12 protein-coding genes are annotated in these 18,143 nt (G+C 66.8%); 7 read left to right on the top strand and 5 right to left on the bottom strand.

The features are described 5' to 3' along the window. Nucleotides 1–323 precede the first annotated feature (323 nt). The 3 genes from AK81_RS27060 to AK81_RS27050 all read right to left on the bottom strand — a co-directional run bounded on the left by AK81_RS27060 (nucleotide 324) and on the right by AK81_RS27050 (nucleotide 5,262). A complete protein-coding gene (locus AK81_RS27060) occupies nucleotides 324–2,171 on the bottom strand; it encodes an ABC transporter ATP-binding protein (protein ID WP_043204283.1) in 1,848 nt (615 codons plus the stop codon). Next, nucleotides 2,164–3,939, bottom strand: coding sequence for an ABC transporter ATP-binding protein (locus tag AK81_RS27055; protein ID WP_043204282.1), 1,776 nt, complete (start codon nucleotides 3,937–3,939; stop codon nucleotides 2,164–2,166). The genes AK81_RS27060 and AK81_RS27055 overlap by 8 nt, the downstream gene beginning before the upstream one ends. A gap of 90 nt (nucleotides 3,940–4,029) precedes the next feature. Then, the gene (locus AK81_RS27050) at nucleotides 4,030–5,262 is read right to left on the bottom strand and encodes an acyl-CoA dehydrogenase family protein (RefSeq protein WP_043204281.1); all 1,233 of its coding nucleotides are present in this window, start codon (nucleotides 5,260–5,262) and stop codon (nucleotides 4,030–4,032) included. A gap of 377 nt (nucleotides 5,263–5,639) precedes the next feature. Here AK81_RS27050 and AK81_RS27045 point away from each other — a divergent pair, with 377 nt between their 5' ends. The 7 genes from AK81_RS27045 to AK81_RS27015 all read left to right on the top strand — a co-directional run bounded on the left by AK81_RS27045 (nucleotide 5,640) and on the right by AK81_RS27015 (nucleotide 14,060). Continuing rightward, nucleotides 5,640–6,701: an ABC transporter substrate-binding protein gene (locus AK81_RS27045; protein WP_043204279.1), complete on the top strand. Its 1,062-nt coding sequence runs from the start codon at nucleotides 5,640–5,642 to the stop codon at nucleotides 6,699–6,701. A gap of 18 nt (nucleotides 6,702–6,719) precedes the next feature. After that, nucleotides 6,720–7,451, top strand: a complete 732-nt coding sequence (locus AK81_RS27040) for a class II aldolase/adducin family protein (RefSeq protein WP_043204277.1) — start codon at nucleotides 6,720–6,722, stop codon at nucleotides 7,449–7,451. A gap of 166 nt (nucleotides 7,452–7,617) precedes the next feature. Continuing rightward, on the top strand, nucleotides 7,618–8,805 hold the full coding sequence (locus AK81_RS27035) for an LLM class flavin-dependent oxidoreductase (protein ID WP_043204275.1): 1,188 nt from the start codon (nucleotides 7,618–7,620) through the stop codon (nucleotides 8,803–8,805). Between the two features lie 10 nt (nucleotides 8,806–8,815). Then, nucleotides 8,816–10,390, top strand: a complete 1,575-nt coding sequence (locus tag AK81_RS27030; protein WP_043204274.1) for an ABC transporter substrate-binding protein — start codon at nucleotides 8,816–8,818, stop codon at nucleotides 10,388–10,390. Next, entirely contained in the window at nucleotides 10,383–11,459 is a 1,077-nt protein-coding gene (locus AK81_RS27025; protein ID WP_043204273.1) for an ABC transporter permease, read from the top strand. Before AK81_RS27030 ends, AK81_RS27025 begins: the two co-directional genes overlap by 8 nt. Beyond that, the gene (locus AK81_RS27020) at nucleotides 11,452–12,279 is read left to right on the top strand and encodes an ABC transporter permease (RefSeq protein ID WP_043204272.1); all 828 of its coding nucleotides are present in this window, start codon (nucleotides 11,452–11,454) and stop codon (nucleotides 12,277–12,279) included. Before AK81_RS27025 ends, AK81_RS27020 begins: the two co-directional genes overlap by 8 nt. Then, nucleotides 12,276–14,060, top strand: coding sequence for an ABC transporter ATP-binding protein (locus AK81_RS27015; RefSeq protein WP_043204271.1), 1,785 nt, complete (start codon nucleotides 12,276–12,278; stop codon nucleotides 14,058–14,060). The genes AK81_RS27020 and AK81_RS27015 overlap by 4 nt, the downstream gene beginning before the upstream one ends. A gap of 555 nt (nucleotides 14,061–14,615) precedes the next feature. Here AK81_RS27015 and AK81_RS27010 read toward each other — a convergent pair. Together AK81_RS27010 and AK81_RS27005 are read right to left on the bottom strand one after the other, a co-directional pair. After that, on the bottom strand, nucleotides 14,616–15,704 hold the full coding sequence (locus AK81_RS27010) for an LLM class flavin-dependent oxidoreductase (protein ID WP_043204270.1): 1,089 nt from the start codon (nucleotides 15,702–15,704) through the stop codon (nucleotides 14,616–14,618). Nucleotides 15,705–15,731: 27 nt separating this feature from the next. Continuing rightward, on the bottom strand, nucleotides 15,732–18,143 hold a 2,412-nt coding region (locus AK81_RS27005), incomplete at its 5' end, for a TonB-dependent receptor (protein ID WP_043204269.1).

The following is an 18,143-nucleotide window of genomic DNA, read 5'->3' as shown; positions in this document are numbered from 1 at the left end:
CCTGAAGGGGGAGGGTGTGCGGATGGGGAGGCTGGTGCAACGGCTGTGCCATGCGTGGTGCACGGCCTGTGGGGCGGGGGTTTGAGGCGTGGACGGGGAGAGGGGTGCTGCTGTGGCAGCAGTGCGGCAGCAATGGATGCTGGGGTAGCAGCACGACTGCATTGCCCCGGTGGCAACCGCTTTTTGTGGGAGCGGCCTTGCGTCGCGAAAGGGCTGCGCAGCAGCCCCTGGGCGTCAGCGTCTCTGCAAAAATGCCGGGGCCGCTTTGCGGCCCTTTCCGACCGGTCCGGCGCCCCGGCAAGGCCGCTCCTACAGGTACAGCGTTAATGCGCAGCTTCGGCTGCAACCTCCCCGGCGCTGCGCAGATACGCTTCGTACAGCGCTGCATAAGCACCACTGCGCCCGATCAGATCGGCATGCGCCCCTTGCTCCACCACCCGCCCATGCTTCACCACGGCAATGCGGTCGGCATCGCGGATGGTCGCCAGGCGGTGGGCGATGATGATGGCAGTGCGCCCCTGGCATAGCCTGCGCAGCGCGCGCTGGATACGCCGCTCGGTGTGCACGTCCACTGCCGAGGTGGCTTCGTCCAGCACCAGTACCGCCGGGTCGGCCAGGTAGGCCCGCACCAGGCACACCAGCTGGCGTTGGCCATGGCTCAGGTGCGCGCCCAGCGGGCCGACTTCGGTGTGGTAGCGCTGCGGCAGGCGCTCCAGCACCTCGTCGGCGCCCAGCTCACGGGCTGCGGCCACCAGTTGTGCATCGTCTGCAGTTGGCGCGGCCAGGCGCAGGTTGTCGAGGATGCTGCCGCTGAACAGTACGTTGTCCTGCAGCACCACACCCACGTTGCGCCGCAAGTCATGTTGGGCCAGCGCACGCAGGTCGATGCCGTCCAGCTTCACGGCGCCTTGCTGCACTTCGTAGAAGCGCGTCAGTAATTGCACCAGAGTGCTTTTGCCGTGCCCCGAGGGGCCGACGATGGCCAGCACTTCGCCGGCGCGGATATGCAGGTCGAGCCCGTCGATCACCGGGCGCGAGCTGTTCGGCGTATAGGCAAAGCCGACCGCGTCGAAGTCCACCTGGCCACGCGCCCTGCCTAGGGCGTGTGGCGCTGGCGGGTCGAGCACGTGTGGGCGGGTGTCGAGCAGCAGGAAAATGCGTTGGGCTGAAGCGCTGCCGGTGGCGTAGCGCTCGAACAGGTCCGACAGCTCTTGCAGCGGCCCAAGGAACAGGAACACGTAGAACAGGCTCTCGGCCACCTGGCCCACGCTGACCTTGCCCTCGGCCAGGCCATGGGCACCGACCAGCAACAGCACGGCCATGCCGGCGGTGCTGAGCAATGCGGTAAACGGGGCGAACCAGCCGGCGCGCAGGCTGCCACGGATCAGCGCCTGGTTGAAGTCCTCCAGCAGGCGGCGGTAGCGTGCCTGGTTGGTCTGCTCTTGCCCGCATTGCTGGATCAGCCGCACCCCGCTCACACTTTCCACCAAGTGCGCGGTGAAGCGGCTGCGCTGCTCGGCCACCTTGGCCCAGTTGCGCTGCGATACCCGCTTGAAGCGCCAGGTGGCCACGGCCAGCAACGGTACCGTGGCAACCAGGCTGTAGAAGAAGCTGGGGTCGATGCGCCACAGCATCACCGCTGCCAGGCCGCAGCGCAGCAAGGCGCCGAGCAGCTCGGGCGGGCCTTGCACCAGCAAGGGCTCCAGCGCATCCACGTCCCGGTCGGCACGGGAGATGATGCGCCCGGCACGGGTCTGGTCGAAGTAGCTTACTGACAACGCCTGCACATGGGCGAACACGTTCACCCGCAGGGCGTTGAGCACGCCGATCGCTGCGCGCCCGGCAATGAACTGCGACACCCCGGCCAGCAGAAAGCGCCCCAGCCAGCTCGCTGCCAACCCCAGGCCCAACCACAGCACCAGGCGCTCGTCGAGCAGCCAGTGGTCGGCGCTGGGCACCAGGCCCTTGTCCAGCAGTTCCCGCACGAACCACGGGCGCAGGAACACGGTAACTACCAGCAGCAACTCGATGCCGATCACGGCAAGGATCTGCCCGCGAATGGGCTGCAACAGCGGCAGCAAACGGTGGAACATGCCCCGGTCCAGCGCCTGGCGGGCCAGGCGTTGTTCGATGTCGATATCGCTGGCGGGGGTGTGCTGCGCATCAGTCATGGTCGATCCCCAGCAAGTCGCGGTAATGGGCGTTGTTCGCGCACAGCTCGGCATGGCTGCCGTTGGCAGTGATGCGGCCGTTTTCCAGCATCAGCACACGGTCGGCCAGCAGCAGGGTGGAAAGGCGGCTGGTGATCAGCAGCAAGGTCGGGCCTTGGCCGCTGGCGTTGTGCAGGCGGCGGATGTTGTGCAGCACCTGGCGTTCGCCCAGGGCATCCAGGGCGCTGGTGGCGTCGTCCAGGCAGAGGATGTCGGGTGCGCCGAGCAGCGCCCGGGCCAGGCACAGGCGCTGGCGCTGGCCGCCGGACAGGGTCACGCCGCGGTCGCCCAGCGGCGTGTCGAGGCCGTGGGGCAGGCGTTCCAGCACGTCCTCAGCAGCGGCAAGGCGCATACCTTCACGCAACTGGGCGTCACTGGCCTGCGGTGCGGCCAGGCGCAGGTTGGCGGCCAGGCTGTCGGAGAACAGAAAGCTTTCCTGCGGCAGCACTTGCACGCGGCGGCGCAGGTCGGCCAGGTCGAGGTCACGCACGTCGTGCCAACCGGCCGTATCGCTACCGACCTGCACGCTGCCGTGCTGCACATCGGCCAAACGTGGCAGCAGGCTGGCCAGCAGGCTTTTACCCGTGCCGGTGGCGCCGACCAGCGCCACCACCTCACCGGGCAGCAGGGTCAGCGAGCAGTCTTGCAGGATAGGCCGGCCAGCTTCTGCTGCACTGACCTGCACCTGGTTCAGCTTCAGCCCCAACGGTCCTTCAGGCAGGGTGGCATGGCCGCCGACGATGGCCGGGCGTTCGTCCAGCAGCTGCCAGATGCGTTCAGCACTGGCGCGGGCATCGGCGAAGGTCTGCATCACCCTGCCAATGCCTTCGATGCGGAACACCAGTGTGGTGGCCACCAGCAGCGAAGTGACCAGCTCACCGATGCCCAGCGCGCCGGCCGCCACGCGGTGGGCGCCGTACACCAGGATCCACACATGCCCCAGCGCCACCACCGCCTGCGGCAGCGGAATGCGCGAGCTGGCGTATGCAAGGGCGGCGCGGGCATGGCCGGTGAACACCTCGACCTGCCGGGCGAAGCGGGCAATGCGCTGCTGTTCCAGGCCAAAGGCCTTGATCACCCGCACGCCACCGATGCCTTCGGCCAGGTCCTGGCTCACCTGGTCATAGGCGGCGCCCACGGCGCGGTCGAGGGTGACCAGGCGATCAGTCTGCACCACGAACAGCCATAGCCCGGCGCCGGTCAGCAGCAGTGGCACCAGTCCCAGCAGCGGGTCGTACCAACTCAACAGGCCCACCGCAACGATTACCACCAGCGGGGTTTCGATGATCTGCCGCCAGAAGGTGATCAGCGCGTCGCGCACTTTGTCGGCATCGCGCGTGGTGCGGGTGACCAGTTCGCCCATGCCATGGTGCCAGTGGTAGCCCAGGTGCAAGCGCTGCACCTGGCTGAGGATGCGTTCACGCAGGCGCGTGAGCAGGGCCTGGCTGAGTACCAGCGACAGCACGGCGGCGGCGTATTGCAGCAGGCCGCGGCCCAGGGCGATGGCCAGCAGCAGCCACAACCAGTGCCAGGCCACGCTGGCGTCCAGGCTGCCGTCGGCCAGGCGCAGCACGGCGCGGCCGGCGCTGACATCATCGACCGCATGGCCGATCAGCCACTGCTGCCAGGCCAGGCCGAGGTTACCGGCAATGTACAAGGCAGCGACCAGAGCAAAACGCCAAGGCATTTCGCGGTAGATGGCCAATGCCCGAAGAAGAGGGTGGTTCATGTAGATGCTCGATCCGAATGCGACGCCGCCCCTTGTAGGAGCGGCCTTGTGTCGCGATAGGGGCGCAAAGCGCCCCCGCCCAAACCCGGTTCAACGGCGGGTAGCGCCCTGGGTTTCCTTGGCATTGAGCACTGCGGTGTACTCCCCCGGATCAGCCCCGTTCAGGTAGTAGTTGCCCACGTTGTGCAGCCGCCAGCGGATCGGATCGTGGGTGGTGTGCACCCGGGCATTGCGCCAGAAGCGGTCGAGGTTCCACTTGCTCAGCGAAGCGCTGGCCCCCAGCAGCGAGAACAGGTCGCTGGAAATTTTCAACGATGCCGCATCGGAATGCGCACGGGCGGTCGCCACCGACAGGATCAGCTCATCCTGCAACGCCTTGTTCTCCGGGTCGCGCTCGTGGTCGTCGAACACCCGCGCCGCCTCGCGCAGCACCGACTCGGCGCCGCGCAGCGCCACGGCATATTCACCGATCTGGCGAATCACATGCGGCTCGTCACTGGCGCGTTCGACGCCGCTTTCCACCCAGGCCCGGGCATGCTCGCGCAGGTACTCGACAGCCGCCTGCAAGGCGCCAGCGGCGATGCCGGTGTCGATGGCGGCGTGGAGGATCTGCGGGAAGGTCAGGCCGGTGCGCTTCATCGGCCCGCTGCGGCGGGTCAGGTAGCGCTCGTCGAGCACGATGTTGTCGAAGTTCACCGTGCCGCTTACCGAGTTCTGCTGGCCGAACGCCTGCCAGTCGTCCACCAGGGTCAGCCCGGGGGTGTCGCGGTGCAGCAGCACGCCGACGCCGCCGTCTTCGCTGGCGGCGGTCAACGAGATCCACTCGGCCAGGTAGGAGCCGGTGGAGTAGAACTTGCTGCCGTTGAGTACCCACTGGCCATCGGCGCGGCGCTCGACGCGGGTCTTGAGGGCGAACTTGTTCTTGCCGCCGACTTCGGCCAGGGCGTTGCCGAAGCGCTTGCCGGCGAGCACGTCGGCAATCAGCCGGTCGCGTACTTCGTCGGGGTAGCCGGTGAAGATGCCGCGCAGCATCACGTTGTGAATCTGCAGCAACTGGCCGACGCCGCCGTCGGCGGTGGAGATCAGCCGCACGGTTTCGACCACGGTCTGCACCGAGGCACCGAGGCCGCCGAACTCGGCCGGCACGGCGATGGCGGTCAGGCCACTGCTGGACAGCAACTCCGCCTGGCGGTGGGGGAGCTGGCCGTTGTTGCGCGGGTCGGCGGCCAGTTCGGCGATGTGCGCGGCGACCTGGCGGGCGGTTTCGATGGCTTCTGCTTCGCTGCGCAAGCGGCGGGCGGGGGAGGGTTCTATGGCACTCATGGTGGGGTCTCGGATTGTCTGAAGGGCCAGTGCGCCTGTTTCGCGGGCTTGCCCGCTCCCACAGAGGCGGCACTGCCCTTGAGGGTTGTGCTGGCCCTTGTGGGAGCGGGCATGCCCGCGAATGGCCACACCGCGGTACCAAGCCCTAGAGCAATATCTTTGCCACCCCTCTTCAGGCCCCATCCTGCGGGGCTTCCAAAGCCCTTTGCTGCCCCAGCAGCAGCCACCCTGCTGATCTGGCAGCACCCCACCCGCAATCCTGCTCCCAGCCAAGCACCCGGCCTTCTGACTCAACTGCCAATCCCAGGCAAATCAAGGCCTCCAGCGGTTGGCACGCACACTGCAATGGTGCTTGCACGACGCCCAAGGAGCCCCCCATGACCTTCGCAACCCCTACAGCAAAACGCCTGGCAGACGACCCCTCCGCCCTGGAACGCATCTGGTTCACCCGCTGCCCGGTGCCCACCGCCTCAGGCCTGGCTTACAAGCTCGGCTGGCTGGAGCAAGAGTTCGCCGCCGATGGCTTGCCCGTCTCGACCCTGCAGGAGGCTCGCCAGCTTGGCCACCACCATTACGATCACCAACTGCCCGGGCTGTTCCGCGAAGGCGGCAACGTGCCGGCGCTGGCGGCACGTGCCGCCGGCTCGCCCAGCCGGCTGATCGGCCTGACCTGGATCGAAGAGTGGCAAACCATCCTGGTCCGCCCGGATTCCGGCATCCGCAGCGCCGCCGACCTGCGCGGCAAACGCCTGGCGCTGCCGGCCTGGGGCGACAGCCGGCCTGGCAGCATTGCCCGGGCCATGAGCCTTCACGGTTACAAAGGCGCCCTGGCCTCGGCAGGCCTGCACCTGGATGACGTGCAACTGGTGGAAGTGGCCCTGCTCGACCAGGCCAGTGCCGCCACCCCGGAGCTGGGCTTGCAGCGGCTATGGTCGGGGTTGGAATACCTGGCGCGCGGCGAAGTCGATGCCGTGTACGTGAAGGGCGCGGCGGCGGCCGATGCCGCCCGCCGGCTGGGCCTGGTGGTCGGCGTCGACCTCGACCTGCTGGCCGACCCACGCCACCGCATCAACAACGGCACCCCGCGGCCAATCACCGTGCACCAACGGCTGCTCGACAACCATTTCGACCTGGTGGTGCGCTTCCTTGCCCAGACCTTGCGTGCCGCCGAGTGGGCAGCCGGCAACCGCGCCGCACTCAACAGCATCCTCGAAGAAGAAACCCGCGCGGGCAGCCAGGGCGTGGCCGAGGCCTACCGCGGTGACTTCCACACCACGCTGGCGCCGGACCTGTCCGCACAACGCCTGGAATTCCTCGGCACACAAAAAGACTTCCTCTACCTGCACGGCTTCCTCGAAGCCGATTTCGATATCGCCGACTGGGTCGACCCGCGGCCTCTGCAAGCTGCCCATGAACTGCTGGCCCAACGCCGCGCCTGACCTGACTGGAGATTGAACATGACCGTACTGATCAACGAACGCCCCGTCACCGCCGAACTGCAAGCTTTCATCGACCAGGTGGTGGCCGAAGCCGAAGCAGCCTTTAGCGTCTTTCGCGAAACCAACACCATCACCGCCAATGGCACGGTCGGCTTCATCGAGCGTGTGCCGGGTGAAGAGCTGCTGGTGTCGGTGAACTATGGCGGGCCGTGGAACCACCGCAAGCCGCTGCAGGCCACGGTTACCGACTTTGCCGGCAACGTCATCGTCGGCAAGGGTAAAGGCGGTTTGGGCCGTTACACCAAGCTGTTCCAGACCCACCCCGACGTCACCACCGTGTCGCATGTGCACAGCCCGTACCTGGGCGCCTGGGCGCAAACCCACCGCACCTTGCCGTTCCACTACGTGCCGGTGCAGCGCTACCAGCTGGCCCGCGAGCTGCCGGTGTACATCGACCGGCGCCAGGCCGAGGTGGATTTCATCCTCGACAAGATCGCCGAGAACCCGTTCAACCTGGCCATCCTGGAAGCCAACGGCGGCTCCACGGTGTGGGGCAAGCAGGGGCTGCGGGCCACGGCGGAGTTCATCCTGTTGCTGGAGGAGGGCGCGCAGATCCAGTTGCTGGCCGATGCCCTGGGCGGGTCGCGGCCTTACGGGCCGGGGGTGCTGACCCAGCAGTGGAAGATGAGCGGGTTGTATGACCGCGCTAGCGAATTGGGCCTGGTGCCTGGCATCGATCGGCGCAACTGATCAGATCGCCGGGGGCGCTTCGCGCCCCTATCGCGACACAAGGCCGCTCCCACAAGGGGCCTGCGTACGCCGACCAATGTAGGAGCGGCCTTGTGTCGCGATGGGCTGCAAAGCAGCCCCGAGGCACTCAAGCCTTGCACCCCATTCAAGAAAAGGACCCCGCCCCATGGCAGTAAAAATCCTCTGGTACCTCACCACCCCCGACGGCCCCTACCCTTGGGAACCCGAAGGCCGCTGGCACACCGATTTCGAACACCTCAAGCAACTGGCCATCGCCGCCGACCGCCTGGGCTTCTACGGCTCGCTGCTCGGCTCCAGCCCCAACGAAAGCCTGGCCGTGTCGGCAGCGCTGATCGACGCCACCAAGCGCCTGCGCTTTCTGGTCGCCCAGCACCCGGGCGAGCTGTCGCCAGCGGTGTTGGCCAAATGGGCGCTCACCTTCGACCAGTTCTCCAACGGCCGCCTGCTGTTCAACGTGGTCAACGGCAACGACGCCGGCCTGGCCACTCTGGGCGTGCATTACCCACACGACGAACGCTACGACTTCAGCCTGGAATACTGGCGCGCCTTCCAAAGCTTCTACGCCGGTGAAACCGCGGGTTACGACGGCCGTTACGTCAAGCTGTCACCGCGTTCGCCAGCCGCTGCCCATCATCCGCTGGGCGGCTGGCACCCACCGAAGCAAAAGCCCGGCATCCCGCTGTGGGGCGCCGGCACTTCGGCACCGGGCGTGGCCCATTCGGTGCAACTGCTCGATGTGTACCTGAGCTTCGCCGACACCCCGCAAAAGCTGGGCGACAAGTTCCGCCGGGTGGCGGCCGAGGCGGCGAAGATCGGCCGCGAACTGACCTACGGCACCCGCCTGCAAGTGATCGTGCGCGAGACCGAGGAAGAAGCCTGGGCCCACGCAGAGCGCCTGTTGCAGCGCACGTCGCTGGCCACCGCGCGTGCGGCCATCGAACGCCAGTTGCCCCCCGGGCAAACCTTCGACAGCTACGTCAGCGACGACCCGCGCATCCAGCGCAACCTCGACAGCATCCGCGCCGGGCGCCTGCCCACGGCCCGCGAACTGGAGATCTACCCCAACGTCTGGCTGGGCCCGAGCCTGTTCGGCTTCAACATCCTCGGCCCGGCAGCCGGCACTTACCTGGTCGGCAGCGCCGAACAGGTCGCCGAGCGCATCCGTGAATACGAGGCCCAGGGCACATCGGCATTCATCTTGTCGGGCTTCCCGCTGATCGATGAGGCGCACCGGGTGGCAGACCTGCTGTTCCCGCTGCTGGACCTGGACCATGGCTTTGAGGTGCCGCGCCTGGGCGCAGTCAGCAAGCCTGGCGTGGCGCAACCGGCGTAAGGAGAGGGTGATGAGCGAGCTGTTTTCGCGCCGGGTGTTTCTCGGCAACAGCCTGGCCGTTGGCGGCAGCCTGCTGCTCGGCGGCGGGCTGCTCAGTGGCTGCGACAGCGGCGCACCGGCAGCTGCCAGTGCGGCGCTGCCGGGCCCGCCGGTGCGTGGTGGGCGCTTGCGGGTGGGCATTATCGATGGCGACCAGGCCGGCAACCTTGATGCGCACAAGCCGGTGGGCGGCGGCATCATCCGTGGCTGGGCGCTGTACGCGAAGTTCTGGGAATGGAACGCCGACGTCAGCACCCGGCTGGCACTGGCCGAATTCGCCGAACCGAATGCCGACGCCAGCGCCTGGACCATCCGCCTGAAGCCTGGGCTGGAGTTCCACCACGGCAAAAGCATCACCGCCGACGACATGCTGTTTTCCATCCTGCGCCTGACCGACCCGCAACTGGCCTCGCCCTTCGCCGGCCTGGTCGGCGCGATCGATCGGCAGGCCCTGCGCAAGCTGGACGAGCGTACTATCGAAATACGTTTCAAGCAGGGGCAAAGCTTCTACCCGCTGGATGAAACGCTGATCAGCTTCGGCGGCATCGTCCCCACCGACTACCACCCGGTGACCAACCCGGTGGGTGCCGGGCCGTATCGGCTGAAAAGCTTCATCCCCGGCCAGCGCTCGCTCTACACCCGTTTTGAAAACTACTACAAGCCCAACCGCCCTTATGCGGACGAGCTGGAAATCATCGAATTCAAGGACCAGGTCTCGCGGGCCGCAGCGCTGCGTGCCGGGCAGATCGACGTGGCCAGTGGTGTGCAGGCCGAGCACAGTGCGCTGCTCAAGGCCGACCCACGGCTGCGCCTGTATGCCTCGCCGAGCACCTCGTTCACCGGCTTCAACCTGAACCTGGCCAAGGCGCCGTTCCAGGACGTACGGGTGCGCCAGGCGTTTCGCCTGCTGGCCGACCGCCAGGAACTGGTGGCACGTGGGCTCAATGGCTTTGGCCGGGTGGCCAACGACCTGTATTCGCCCCATGACCCCACCTACAACCACGCCATTGCCCAGCGCCCGTACGACCTGGACCAGGCCCGTTCGCTGCTGCGCCAGGCGGGGCAGGACGATTTGCGCGTCGAACTGACCACCACGCCAGGGCCTGGCGTCAACGCCGCGCTGGTGTTTGCCCAGCAGGCTCTGAAGGCCGGGGTGCAGGTGAAGGTCAATCAAGTGGACGGCTCGGTCTTCAACGGCCCGCAACGTGAGCAATGGCAGTTGTCGCCGGGCTCGACCCCGGCGCGCGGCTTTCTTGCCTCGGCGCTGCACAACGATGCGCCGCAGGCCATCTACAACCGCAGCAACTTCCACGACCCGCGCTTTACCGAACTGTTCCAGCAAGCCCTGGCCCAGCCCGACCTGGTGCGGCGCACGGCCTTGGTCCATGAAGCCCAGGCCATCCAGCACGAACGTGGCGGGTTGCTGATCTGGGGCTTTTCCGACGTGCTCGATGCTGCGTCGGCCAAGGTTGGCGGGCTTGCCCCGGAACAGACCACCTTCGCCTCCTGGCGCTTTGACGAACTCTGGTTGAACCCCAATGCCTGATCCTCGACACACGCCCCGCACACCGGCCTGGCTGGCCTGGTTCATCGGCCGCCTCGGTTACGGGCTGCTGACCGCCTGGGTGATCAGCCTGGTGGTGTTCATCGCCACCCAGGCGCTGCCTTCGGACCCGGCGCGGGTGATTCTCGGCCCGGATGCGCCGCTGGAAAGCATCCTCACCCTGCAACGGCAACTGGGCCTCGACCAGCCGATCCTGGTGCAGTACCTGCGCTGGCTGGGCGCAGCGTTACGCGGGGACCTGGGGATTTCGCTGGACTCACAGGTACCGGTGGCGCAGCTGCTGCTCGGCCGCTTGGGGCATACCCTTGCCCTGCTGGTCGGGGTGTTGGCGCTGGTGGTGCCGGTGGCCCTGCTGCTGGGGGTGAGCCTGGCCCTGCGGCGTGACAGCCGGCTGGACCGCTGGGGCCTGTCGGCGCTGATTCTGCTCAAGGCCACGCCGGGCTTTCTGCTGGCCATCGGCCTGGTGCTGCTGTTCTCCATGCCGGGCATGGGCTGGCTGCCGGCGGTGTCGATCCTCGACCCACAGTTACCGCTGTGGCGGCAGTGGCCGTCGCTGGTGCTGCCGGTGCTGGCCCTGAGCCTGACGGCCCTGCCGTACCTCACGCGCATGGTGCGGGCCTCGATGATCGAGGCGCTGGAGTCCGAGTATGTGATCGCCGCGCGCCTGCGGGGTATCCCCGAGCGGCGCATCGTCTGGCGGCACACGTTGCCCAATGCCCTGACCCCGGCGATCCAGGGCGTGGCACTGACTCTACGCACACTGGTCGGCGGCGCGCTGCTGGCTGAGGTGGTCTTCAGCTACCCGGGTATCGGCACGGCGTTGAACGCGGCGATCCAGATGCGTGACCTGCCGATGATCCAGGGCGTGGTGCTGGTCATTACCCTGGCGGTGGTGCTGATCAACCTGCTGGCCGACCTGTTGACGGTATTACTCACCCCCAAGCTGCGCACGGCGCGCCGGGTGCGGATGATCCGCCGTATCCGGCGCGGCATTCGCCCTTGGTGGCGACGCGTGCGCAGCACCCCTGCCCAGGAGGCGACCCATGATTGAATCCCGTTGGCTGGCCGTCCCACAGGTGCGGCGTGGCGCCGTGATCACCTTGCTGGTGGCGCTGCTGGCCGCTTTCGGCCCCTGGCTGGCACCCCATGCGCCCACGGCGATGGTCGGGCCGGTGTACGGCCCCCCGGCTGCCGGGGCGCCGCTGGGGCACGATTTTCTGGGCCATGACCTGCTCTCGCGGTTGCTCAGCGGTGGCCTGTCGGTGCTGTGGATGTCGGTGGCAGCAGCCACCCTCGCATTGCTGGTTGGCGGCAGCCTGGGCCTGCTGGCCGGGTTTTCGCGCAGGCGCCTGGACCAGGCGATCAGCTGGGCGGCCGACGTATCGCTGGCGTTTCCGGACCTGATCCTGGTGCTGCTGATCGTGTCCATGCTCGGCCGTGCACCTTGGCTGATCGTGCTGACCGTGGCCATCGCCTTTACGCCGGGGGTGATCCGTCTTGCCCGTGGCAGTGCGGTGGCGGTGGCCGGGCAGGAGTACGTCGAGGCGGCGCAGATGATGGGGTACCCGCGTTGGCGCATCTTGTTTCATGAAATCCTGCCGAACATCCTCACGCCGCTGCTGGTGCACTTCGGCAACATGCTGACCTGGGCGGTGGGGATGCTGTCCGGCTTGAGTTTTCTCGGCTACGGGGTGGCACCGCCGGCGGCGGACTGGGGCCTGATGATCAACGAAAACCAGGCCGGCCTGCTGGTGCAGCCCTGGGCCGTGCTGGCACCTGCATTGCTGATCGGGGTGTTTGCCTACGGCACCAACATCCTGGCCGAAGGAATTGGCCGGGCCAGTGCACGGATTGGGGAGAAACAGCCATGAGCGCGCTGTTGAATGTGGCGAGTGAAGTGTTGCAGGTCAGCGACCTGCGGGTAGAACTGGCCGGGCAGGTCGATGTGCTGGCTGAGGTGTCGTTCAGCCTTGCGGCAGGCGAAATTGTTGGCCTGGTGGGCGAGTCCGGCTCGGGCAAGACCACCTTGGCCACGGCGTTGCTGCGCCATGCCCGGCAAGGTGCGCGCATTGTTGGCGGGCACGTGGTGGTGGCCGGGCAATCGCTGCTCGAACTCGAAGGCGAGGCCTTGCGCCTGGCCCGTGGCGGGCTGGTCGGCTATGTGGCCCAGGACCCGGCCACGGCGCTGAACCCCGCGCTGCGCCTGGGGGCCTTGCTGCGTGAAACCCTGTTGGCGCACCACCCGGCGCTGCCGCGTGAAGCGGTGCGCCAGCGCATCGGCCAAACCCTGCTGGATGTGGGGCTGCCCGATGATGACGCCTTCCTGCGGCGGTTCCCGCATCAACTGTCTGGTGGGCAGCAACAGCGGGTGATGCTGGCGCTGGCGTTCGTCTTGCGGCCAAAGCTGATCGTACTCGACGAGCCCACCACCGCACTGGACGTGACCACCCAGGCCCATGTGCTGCAGACCCTCAAGCGCCTGTGCCGTGACCAAGGTGTGGCGGCGCTTTACGTTACCCATGACCTGGCGGTGGTGCGTGACCTGGTCGACCGGGTGATGGTGATGTACGCCGGGCGCCTGGTGGAAGTGGCCGGGCGCGAGGCGTTGTTCCGGGCACCGCTGCATCCCTACACCCGCGCTTTGCTCGCGGCCATTCCCGACATTGCCCGGCGCCAGCCGTTGCAGGCGATTGCCGGCCATGCACCGGCACCGGGGCAGCGCCCGGATGGCTGTGCGTTTGCGCCGCGCTGCGGCAGGCGTCGTGCTGAGTGTTCAGTGATCGAGCCGTCTTTGCTGGCGCATGAAGGCGGGCATCGGGTGGCCTGCCTGGTGCCGCACCGAGAGCCGCTGCCCGTTGGGGAGGTGGCTGTCGAGGCTGTTGCTGCGCCGGGCGAAGCGGTGTTGCTGGAGGTTCAGGGCCTCGATGTCGCCTACGATCGGCAGGTGCTGTTCGATGTTTCACTGCAGGTGGGGCAAGGGGAGTGCCTGGCGCTGGTGGGCGAGTCGGGTTCGGGCAAGACCAGCCTGGCCAGGGCCATTGCCGGGCTGGGTGAAAACGTTCAGGGGCAAATGAGCTACGCCGGCGAGCCTTTGGCGTTTGCCGCGCGCGAACGCGATGCCCGGCTGCGTCACCAGATCCAGTACGTGTTCCAGAACCCCTATCGGGCCTTGAACCCAAGGCAGACGATCGGGCAAACGCTCAGCGCGCCGTTGGCGCATTTTTTCGGGGTGCGTGGCGGTGAAGCGCGCGAGCGGGTCGAGGCTGTGCTGGAGCGGGTGTCGCTGCCGGCGCGCGTGGCCGACTTGTACCCGCATAGCTTGTCTGGCGGGGAGCGCCAGCGCGTGGCGATTGCCCGGGCGTTGATCTGCGAGCCGAAGTTGCTGGTGTGTGACGAGATCACCTCGGCGCTGGATGTGTCGGTGCAGGCATCGATTCTGGCCTTGCTGCAGCGCTTGCAGGGGGAGGGGCTGACGTTGTTGTTTGTCACCCATGACCTTGGCGTGGTGCGGGCGATTGCCGACCGGGTGCTGGTGTTGCGCCAGGGGCGGGTGGTGGAGCAGGGGGCTGCCGAGCAGGTGCTTGGGCTGCCGGTTGATGCGTATACCCGGACGCTGGTGGAGCATTCGCCCAGGTTGCGTGTTGGGCTCTAGGTGCTTGCCTTGGGTTGTTTGGCGCCTATGAGATCGAGCGCCGCCCGCGCGGCGCATCGCGACGCAAGGCCGCTCCCACAGGTACAGCATGGGCCTGAAGCCAGCGCCGTACCTGTGGGAGCGGGTTCACCCGCGAAGAATCCAACGCGGTGTATGGCACCGGCGTCGCCGGTGTTCGCGGCTAAAGCCGCTCCCACAGGTACAGCGTGGGCCCGAAGCCAGCATTGTACCTGTGGGAGCGGGCACGCCCGCGAAGGCTTCAACACGGTCCCTGGCACGGGCTTCGCCCGTGTTCGCGGGCACGCCCGCTCCCACAGTTTTGGACCAGTTATGCCTGTACCAATGTGCGCGGCCGCCTTGTTTGTCGGCACTATATCGAGGTGGACGCCAAGGGGCCGCGCGCCCATGGCACAGGAATAATTGGCCCGAAACAAATGTAGGAGCGGCCTTGCGTCGCGATGCGCCGCGCGGGCGGCGCTCGATCTCACAGGCGCCAAACAACCCAAGGCATGCACCCGGCACTCCAGATGCACCCTCAAGCCATACCCCCTACCTTCACCCCACAAACCGTACCTGCCGCCGCCGTACTTCCTCGCGCACCGCCGGAATCACCCAGCGCCCGTAATCCACCGTGTCATACAGCGGGTCGTAGCCCCGGTTGAGAAAGGTGGTCACCCCCAGGTCGACATAATCGAGCAACGCCTGGGCCACGGTCTCCGGCGTGCCCACCAGCGCGGTGGTGTCGCCATAGGCGCCCACCGCAGTCGCCGTCGGCATCCACAACGCCCGGTCATGCCGGTCGGCGCGGGCGGCGGCAGCCAGCAGGCGTTCGGAGCCGGTGCCCTTGATGCGCTTCTGCCAAGGGCTGTCCGCCGCAAACTGCGGGTTGGCCTTGATCTGCGCGAGGATCTGTTCGGCACGCTGCCAGGCCTGTTCCTCGGTGGCACCCAAAATCAGCCGCACCGACAGACTGACCCTCGGCGTCGCCACGCCTGCAAAGTTCGCGGCAGCCTTGAGTTTACCGATCTGCTCGGCCACGCCGCTCAGTGGCTCACCCCACAGGGCATACAGATCTGCATGCTTGACGGCGATCTGGTAGGCGATGTCGGACGAACCTCCGAACGAAATCGGTATATGCGGCTGCTGCAGCGGCTTCACCGGTGAGAAGGCACCCTTGATGTTGAAGTAGCGGCCCTCGAAGTCGAACGGCTCTTCGGCGGTCCAGGTGCGACGGACAATCTCCAGGTATTCGTCGGTACGCCGGTAGCGCTCGGTCTTGTCCAGCAGCGTGTCCCCCTCCTGCGGCTCGGCGGTGATCCCGGTGATCGCATGCAGGCGGATGCGCCCGCCGCCGGTGGTGTGGTCGAGGGTGGCGAATGCCCGTGCTGCCACCGTCGGCGCGGTCAGGGCCGGGCGGTGGGCGATCATGAAACCGAGGCGTTCGGTGTGCGCGGCAGCATAAGCGGCAATCTGCAGGCTGTCGGCGCTGCCAGGGCCGCTGGCGATCAGCACCCGGTCGAAGCCGGCATGCTCATGGGCGCGGGCGTGGTGGCGGATGAACGGCAGGTCGAAGTCCGGTGTGCGTGCGCCACGGGTCTCGGACCACTGGCGGGGGAAGATCATGCCGACAAATTCAATGGACATGGCTAAGGCCTTTCAGGTTGAGGGAGATCAGAACTGGTAATCGACCTGGGCCAGCAGCGTGCGGCCCGGCATCGGTTGCAGGAAGGTATTGGTGGAACCGGCCAGGCCACTGACGAAATTCAGCTCGTCGGTGACGTTGAGCATGCGCACCGTCACGCCCCACTGCGGCTGGCGGTAGTACACGGCGAGGTCGAGGTTGTATTCGTCCGGCACTTTCACCGTCTTGCTCAGGTTCAGGTACCAGCTGCTGGTCCACCAACCGGAAAGCTCGACGCCAAACCCTGAGTCGAAGCGGTAGTCGACATACCCGCCGGCGTTGTATTCGGGGATCTGCACGGCATCGAACTTGCCGGACGGGCGCTGGTTGAGGCTGTTGTTGTCGCCGAACACGGTGCCGTTGTCAGGGATGAAACCGGCCGAGGCGAACCCGGCCTGGCTGGTGAACTCGTTGTAGGCGCTGATGCGGCTGAGGTTGAGGCCGCTGCGCAAGTTCTGGTCCTGGTAGCGCAAGGTTGCCTCCCAGCCTTTGATGATCAGCCGGGCGATGTTGTTGTTGCTGTCCGGCGACTGGTCGCGGGCCTGCTTGTAGGCGGCCAGGGTGAGGAACAGCTGGTCGGGCACTGCCTCCACTTTCAAACCGACCTCATGCAACACGCTCAGGCTCTCGAAGGCCAGCGGGTTGAGCTGGTTGGCCCCCGTGCCGCTGCCCCAGCCCAGGCCGTTGGTGAAGAAGCCGGTATTCACCGCCAGCGAGCGGTCGAAGGTGTAGTACAGCGTGCTGTTTTCCGTGGGTTTGAAATAGGGGCTGACCTGCACCGAGAACAGCCGGTAGTTGTCCGAGTCCTTGCGTGGGTTGCCGCCGGGCAGCACGAAGGGGTTTTCGATACGTGCGTCGATCCAGCTGCGGCTGGCGCCCACATTCAGGCCCACGCGTTCGCCCAGGCGCAGGTTGTGCTGGCTGAACAGGGTCTTGGTGGTCCAGGTGCTGTCGGCGGTGTACGGCGCCACCGATTCGGCATACAGCCCATGCCCGGCGGGGTACATGGCGGGCAGGTTGAGCCAGCCGTAGTAGTTGGAAAATTGCGGCACGCCGGGTTGGCCAATCCAGGCAGCGTTGCCACCGGCAGGGTTGCGGCCGCTCAGGCCGAGCAGGTCGCCGGGGTTCTTCAAGGTGGGGTCGAGGGTCAGGTCATAGGCGTTGATGGTGCTGCCGAAGTTGTTGTTGGCGGCGATCGACTCGTTGCGCTCGCGGCGGTAGATAAGCCCGGTGTTGCTGTCGTCGATCAGGGTCAGGTCGCCCAGCTGAAACTGGCCACGGGCGCGGAACTCGAAGCGGTTGTCGAAGATGTCGTCCTTGCCCTGCACCTGGAACGCCCCGACGGCATCGGTGGTGTCGGTGGAGTGCTGGTAGAAGGTGCTGTTGGCCAAGGTGATCGACGGGGTCAGGTCACCTTCGACGCGCAGCTGCGTGGTGAAGCGCCGCGAGCGGTTTTCGTCCTGCGCGCGCTGGCCGGTCTGTGACGACAGCGAGGTCTGGCCGTTGCCTGCCAGCGACGGGTCGTAGACCCAGCCACGCAGGCTGCCGGGGTTGGCCTGGGTGTTGGGCGACGCGCCCTGGAAGCTGCCGTCCACCACCTGGTACTGGCCCTGGGCATTGCGCTGGCGCTGCACCCAGCCCAGCACCTGGGCATCGGCAGCGCCGGAGGACAGCACTGGCGACCACAGGGTATTGCCATTCTGGATGATCGGTGTGGCACGGCCGGCAGAGTACTTGCCGTGGTCGACCAGGTCTTGGGTGGCGCGGTTCCAGCCGTGGGTGATGTTGTAGTCGTAGTAGTCGTCGTAGGCGGCGTTCCAGTCCACCCGCAGGTTGTCGTTGCGCCAGGCGAGGGCACCGTAGAAGGCGTCGAAGTTGTTCTCGACGTTGTCGTAGAAGTCTTCCTGGCGCTGGCGGGTGATGCTCACCCGGTAAGCCAGGTTGTCCGTCAGCGGGCCGGTGTTGTCGATGCTGAACTTGGTGGCATCGCGCGATTCGCCATCGGGGATCCAGCTGCCGATTTCGCCGCTGAGCCTGGTGCGGAAACGGTTGAAGTCGGGCTTCTTGCTCAGGTAGTTGACGTAGCCGCCACTGCCGCTGACCGAACCGTAGGTCACCGACGATGGCCCGGCGACGATGTCGGCGCCTTCGTAGGCATTGAAGTTGGCCGGGTGGCGCACCCCGTAGGCGCGTTGGCCGTCCTGGAACACCTCGGTATTCTGCCCGCGCATCTGCGGGGCGATGCCGGCGTTCTGGCCACCGCCACGGGTAATGCCGGGGGCGTATTTGACCAAGTCGTCGGAGCTGCGGATCGGGTCGTTGGCCAGTTGCTCGGCATTGATCTGGGTGACCGAGCGTGGGGTGTCCAGCACCTTGGCTTCCAGGCCGCCGTAGATCGAGGC

It is taken from the genome of Pseudomonas putida W15Oct28 (genome assembly GCF_000708715.2).
Classification (GTDB): Bacteria; Pseudomonadota; Gammaproteobacteria; order Pseudomonadales; family Pseudomonadaceae; genus Aquipseudomonas; species Aquipseudomonas putida_R.
This window is presented reverse-complemented; position numbering and strand designations above follow the sequence as displayed.

Excerpts from the sequence above, each read along its gene's own strand:
- AK81_RS27045 (WP_043204279.1), top strand. The coding sequence starts at position 5,640 with ATGACCTTCGCAACCCCTACAGCAAAACGCCTGGCAGACGACCCCTCC.
- AK81_RS27030 (WP_043204274.1), top strand. The coding sequence starts at position 8,816 with ATGAGCGAGCTGTTTTCGCGCCGGGTGTTTCTCGGCAACAGCCTGGCC.
- AK81_RS27010 (WP_043204270.1), bottom strand. The coding sequence starts at position 15,704 with ATGTCCATTGAATTTGTCGGCATGATCTTCCCCCGCCAGTGGTCCGAG.
- AK81_RS27035 (WP_043204275.1), top strand. The coding sequence starts at position 7,618 with ATGGCAGTAAAAATCCTCTGGTACCTCACCACCCCCGACGGCCCCTAC.
- AK81_RS27040 (WP_043204277.1), top strand. The coding sequence starts at position 6,720 with ATGACCGTACTGATCAACGAACGCCCCGTCACCGCCGAACTGCAAGCT.
- AK81_RS27015 (WP_043204271.1), top strand. The coding sequence starts at position 12,276 with ATGAGCGCGCTGTTGAATGTGGCGAGTGAAGTGTTGCAGGTCAGCGAC.
- AK81_RS27025 (WP_043204273.1), top strand. The coding sequence starts at position 10,383 with ATGCCTGATCCTCGACACACGCCCCGCACACCGGCCTGGCTGGCCTGG.
- AK81_RS27060 (WP_043204283.1), bottom strand. The coding sequence starts at position 2,171 with ATGACTGATGCGCAGCACACCCCCGCCAGCGATATCGACATCGAACAA.
- AK81_RS27055 (WP_043204282.1), bottom strand. The coding sequence starts at position 3,939 with ATGAACCACCCTCTTCTTCGGGCATTGGCCATCTACCGCGAAATGCCT.
- AK81_RS27020 (WP_043204272.1), top strand. The coding sequence starts at position 11,452 with ATGATTGAATCCCGTTGGCTGGCCGTCCCACAGGTGCGGCGTGGCGCC.
- AK81_RS27050 (WP_043204281.1), bottom strand. The coding sequence starts at position 5,262 with ATGAGTGCCATAGAACCCTCCCCCGCCCGCCGCTTGCGCAGCGAAGCA.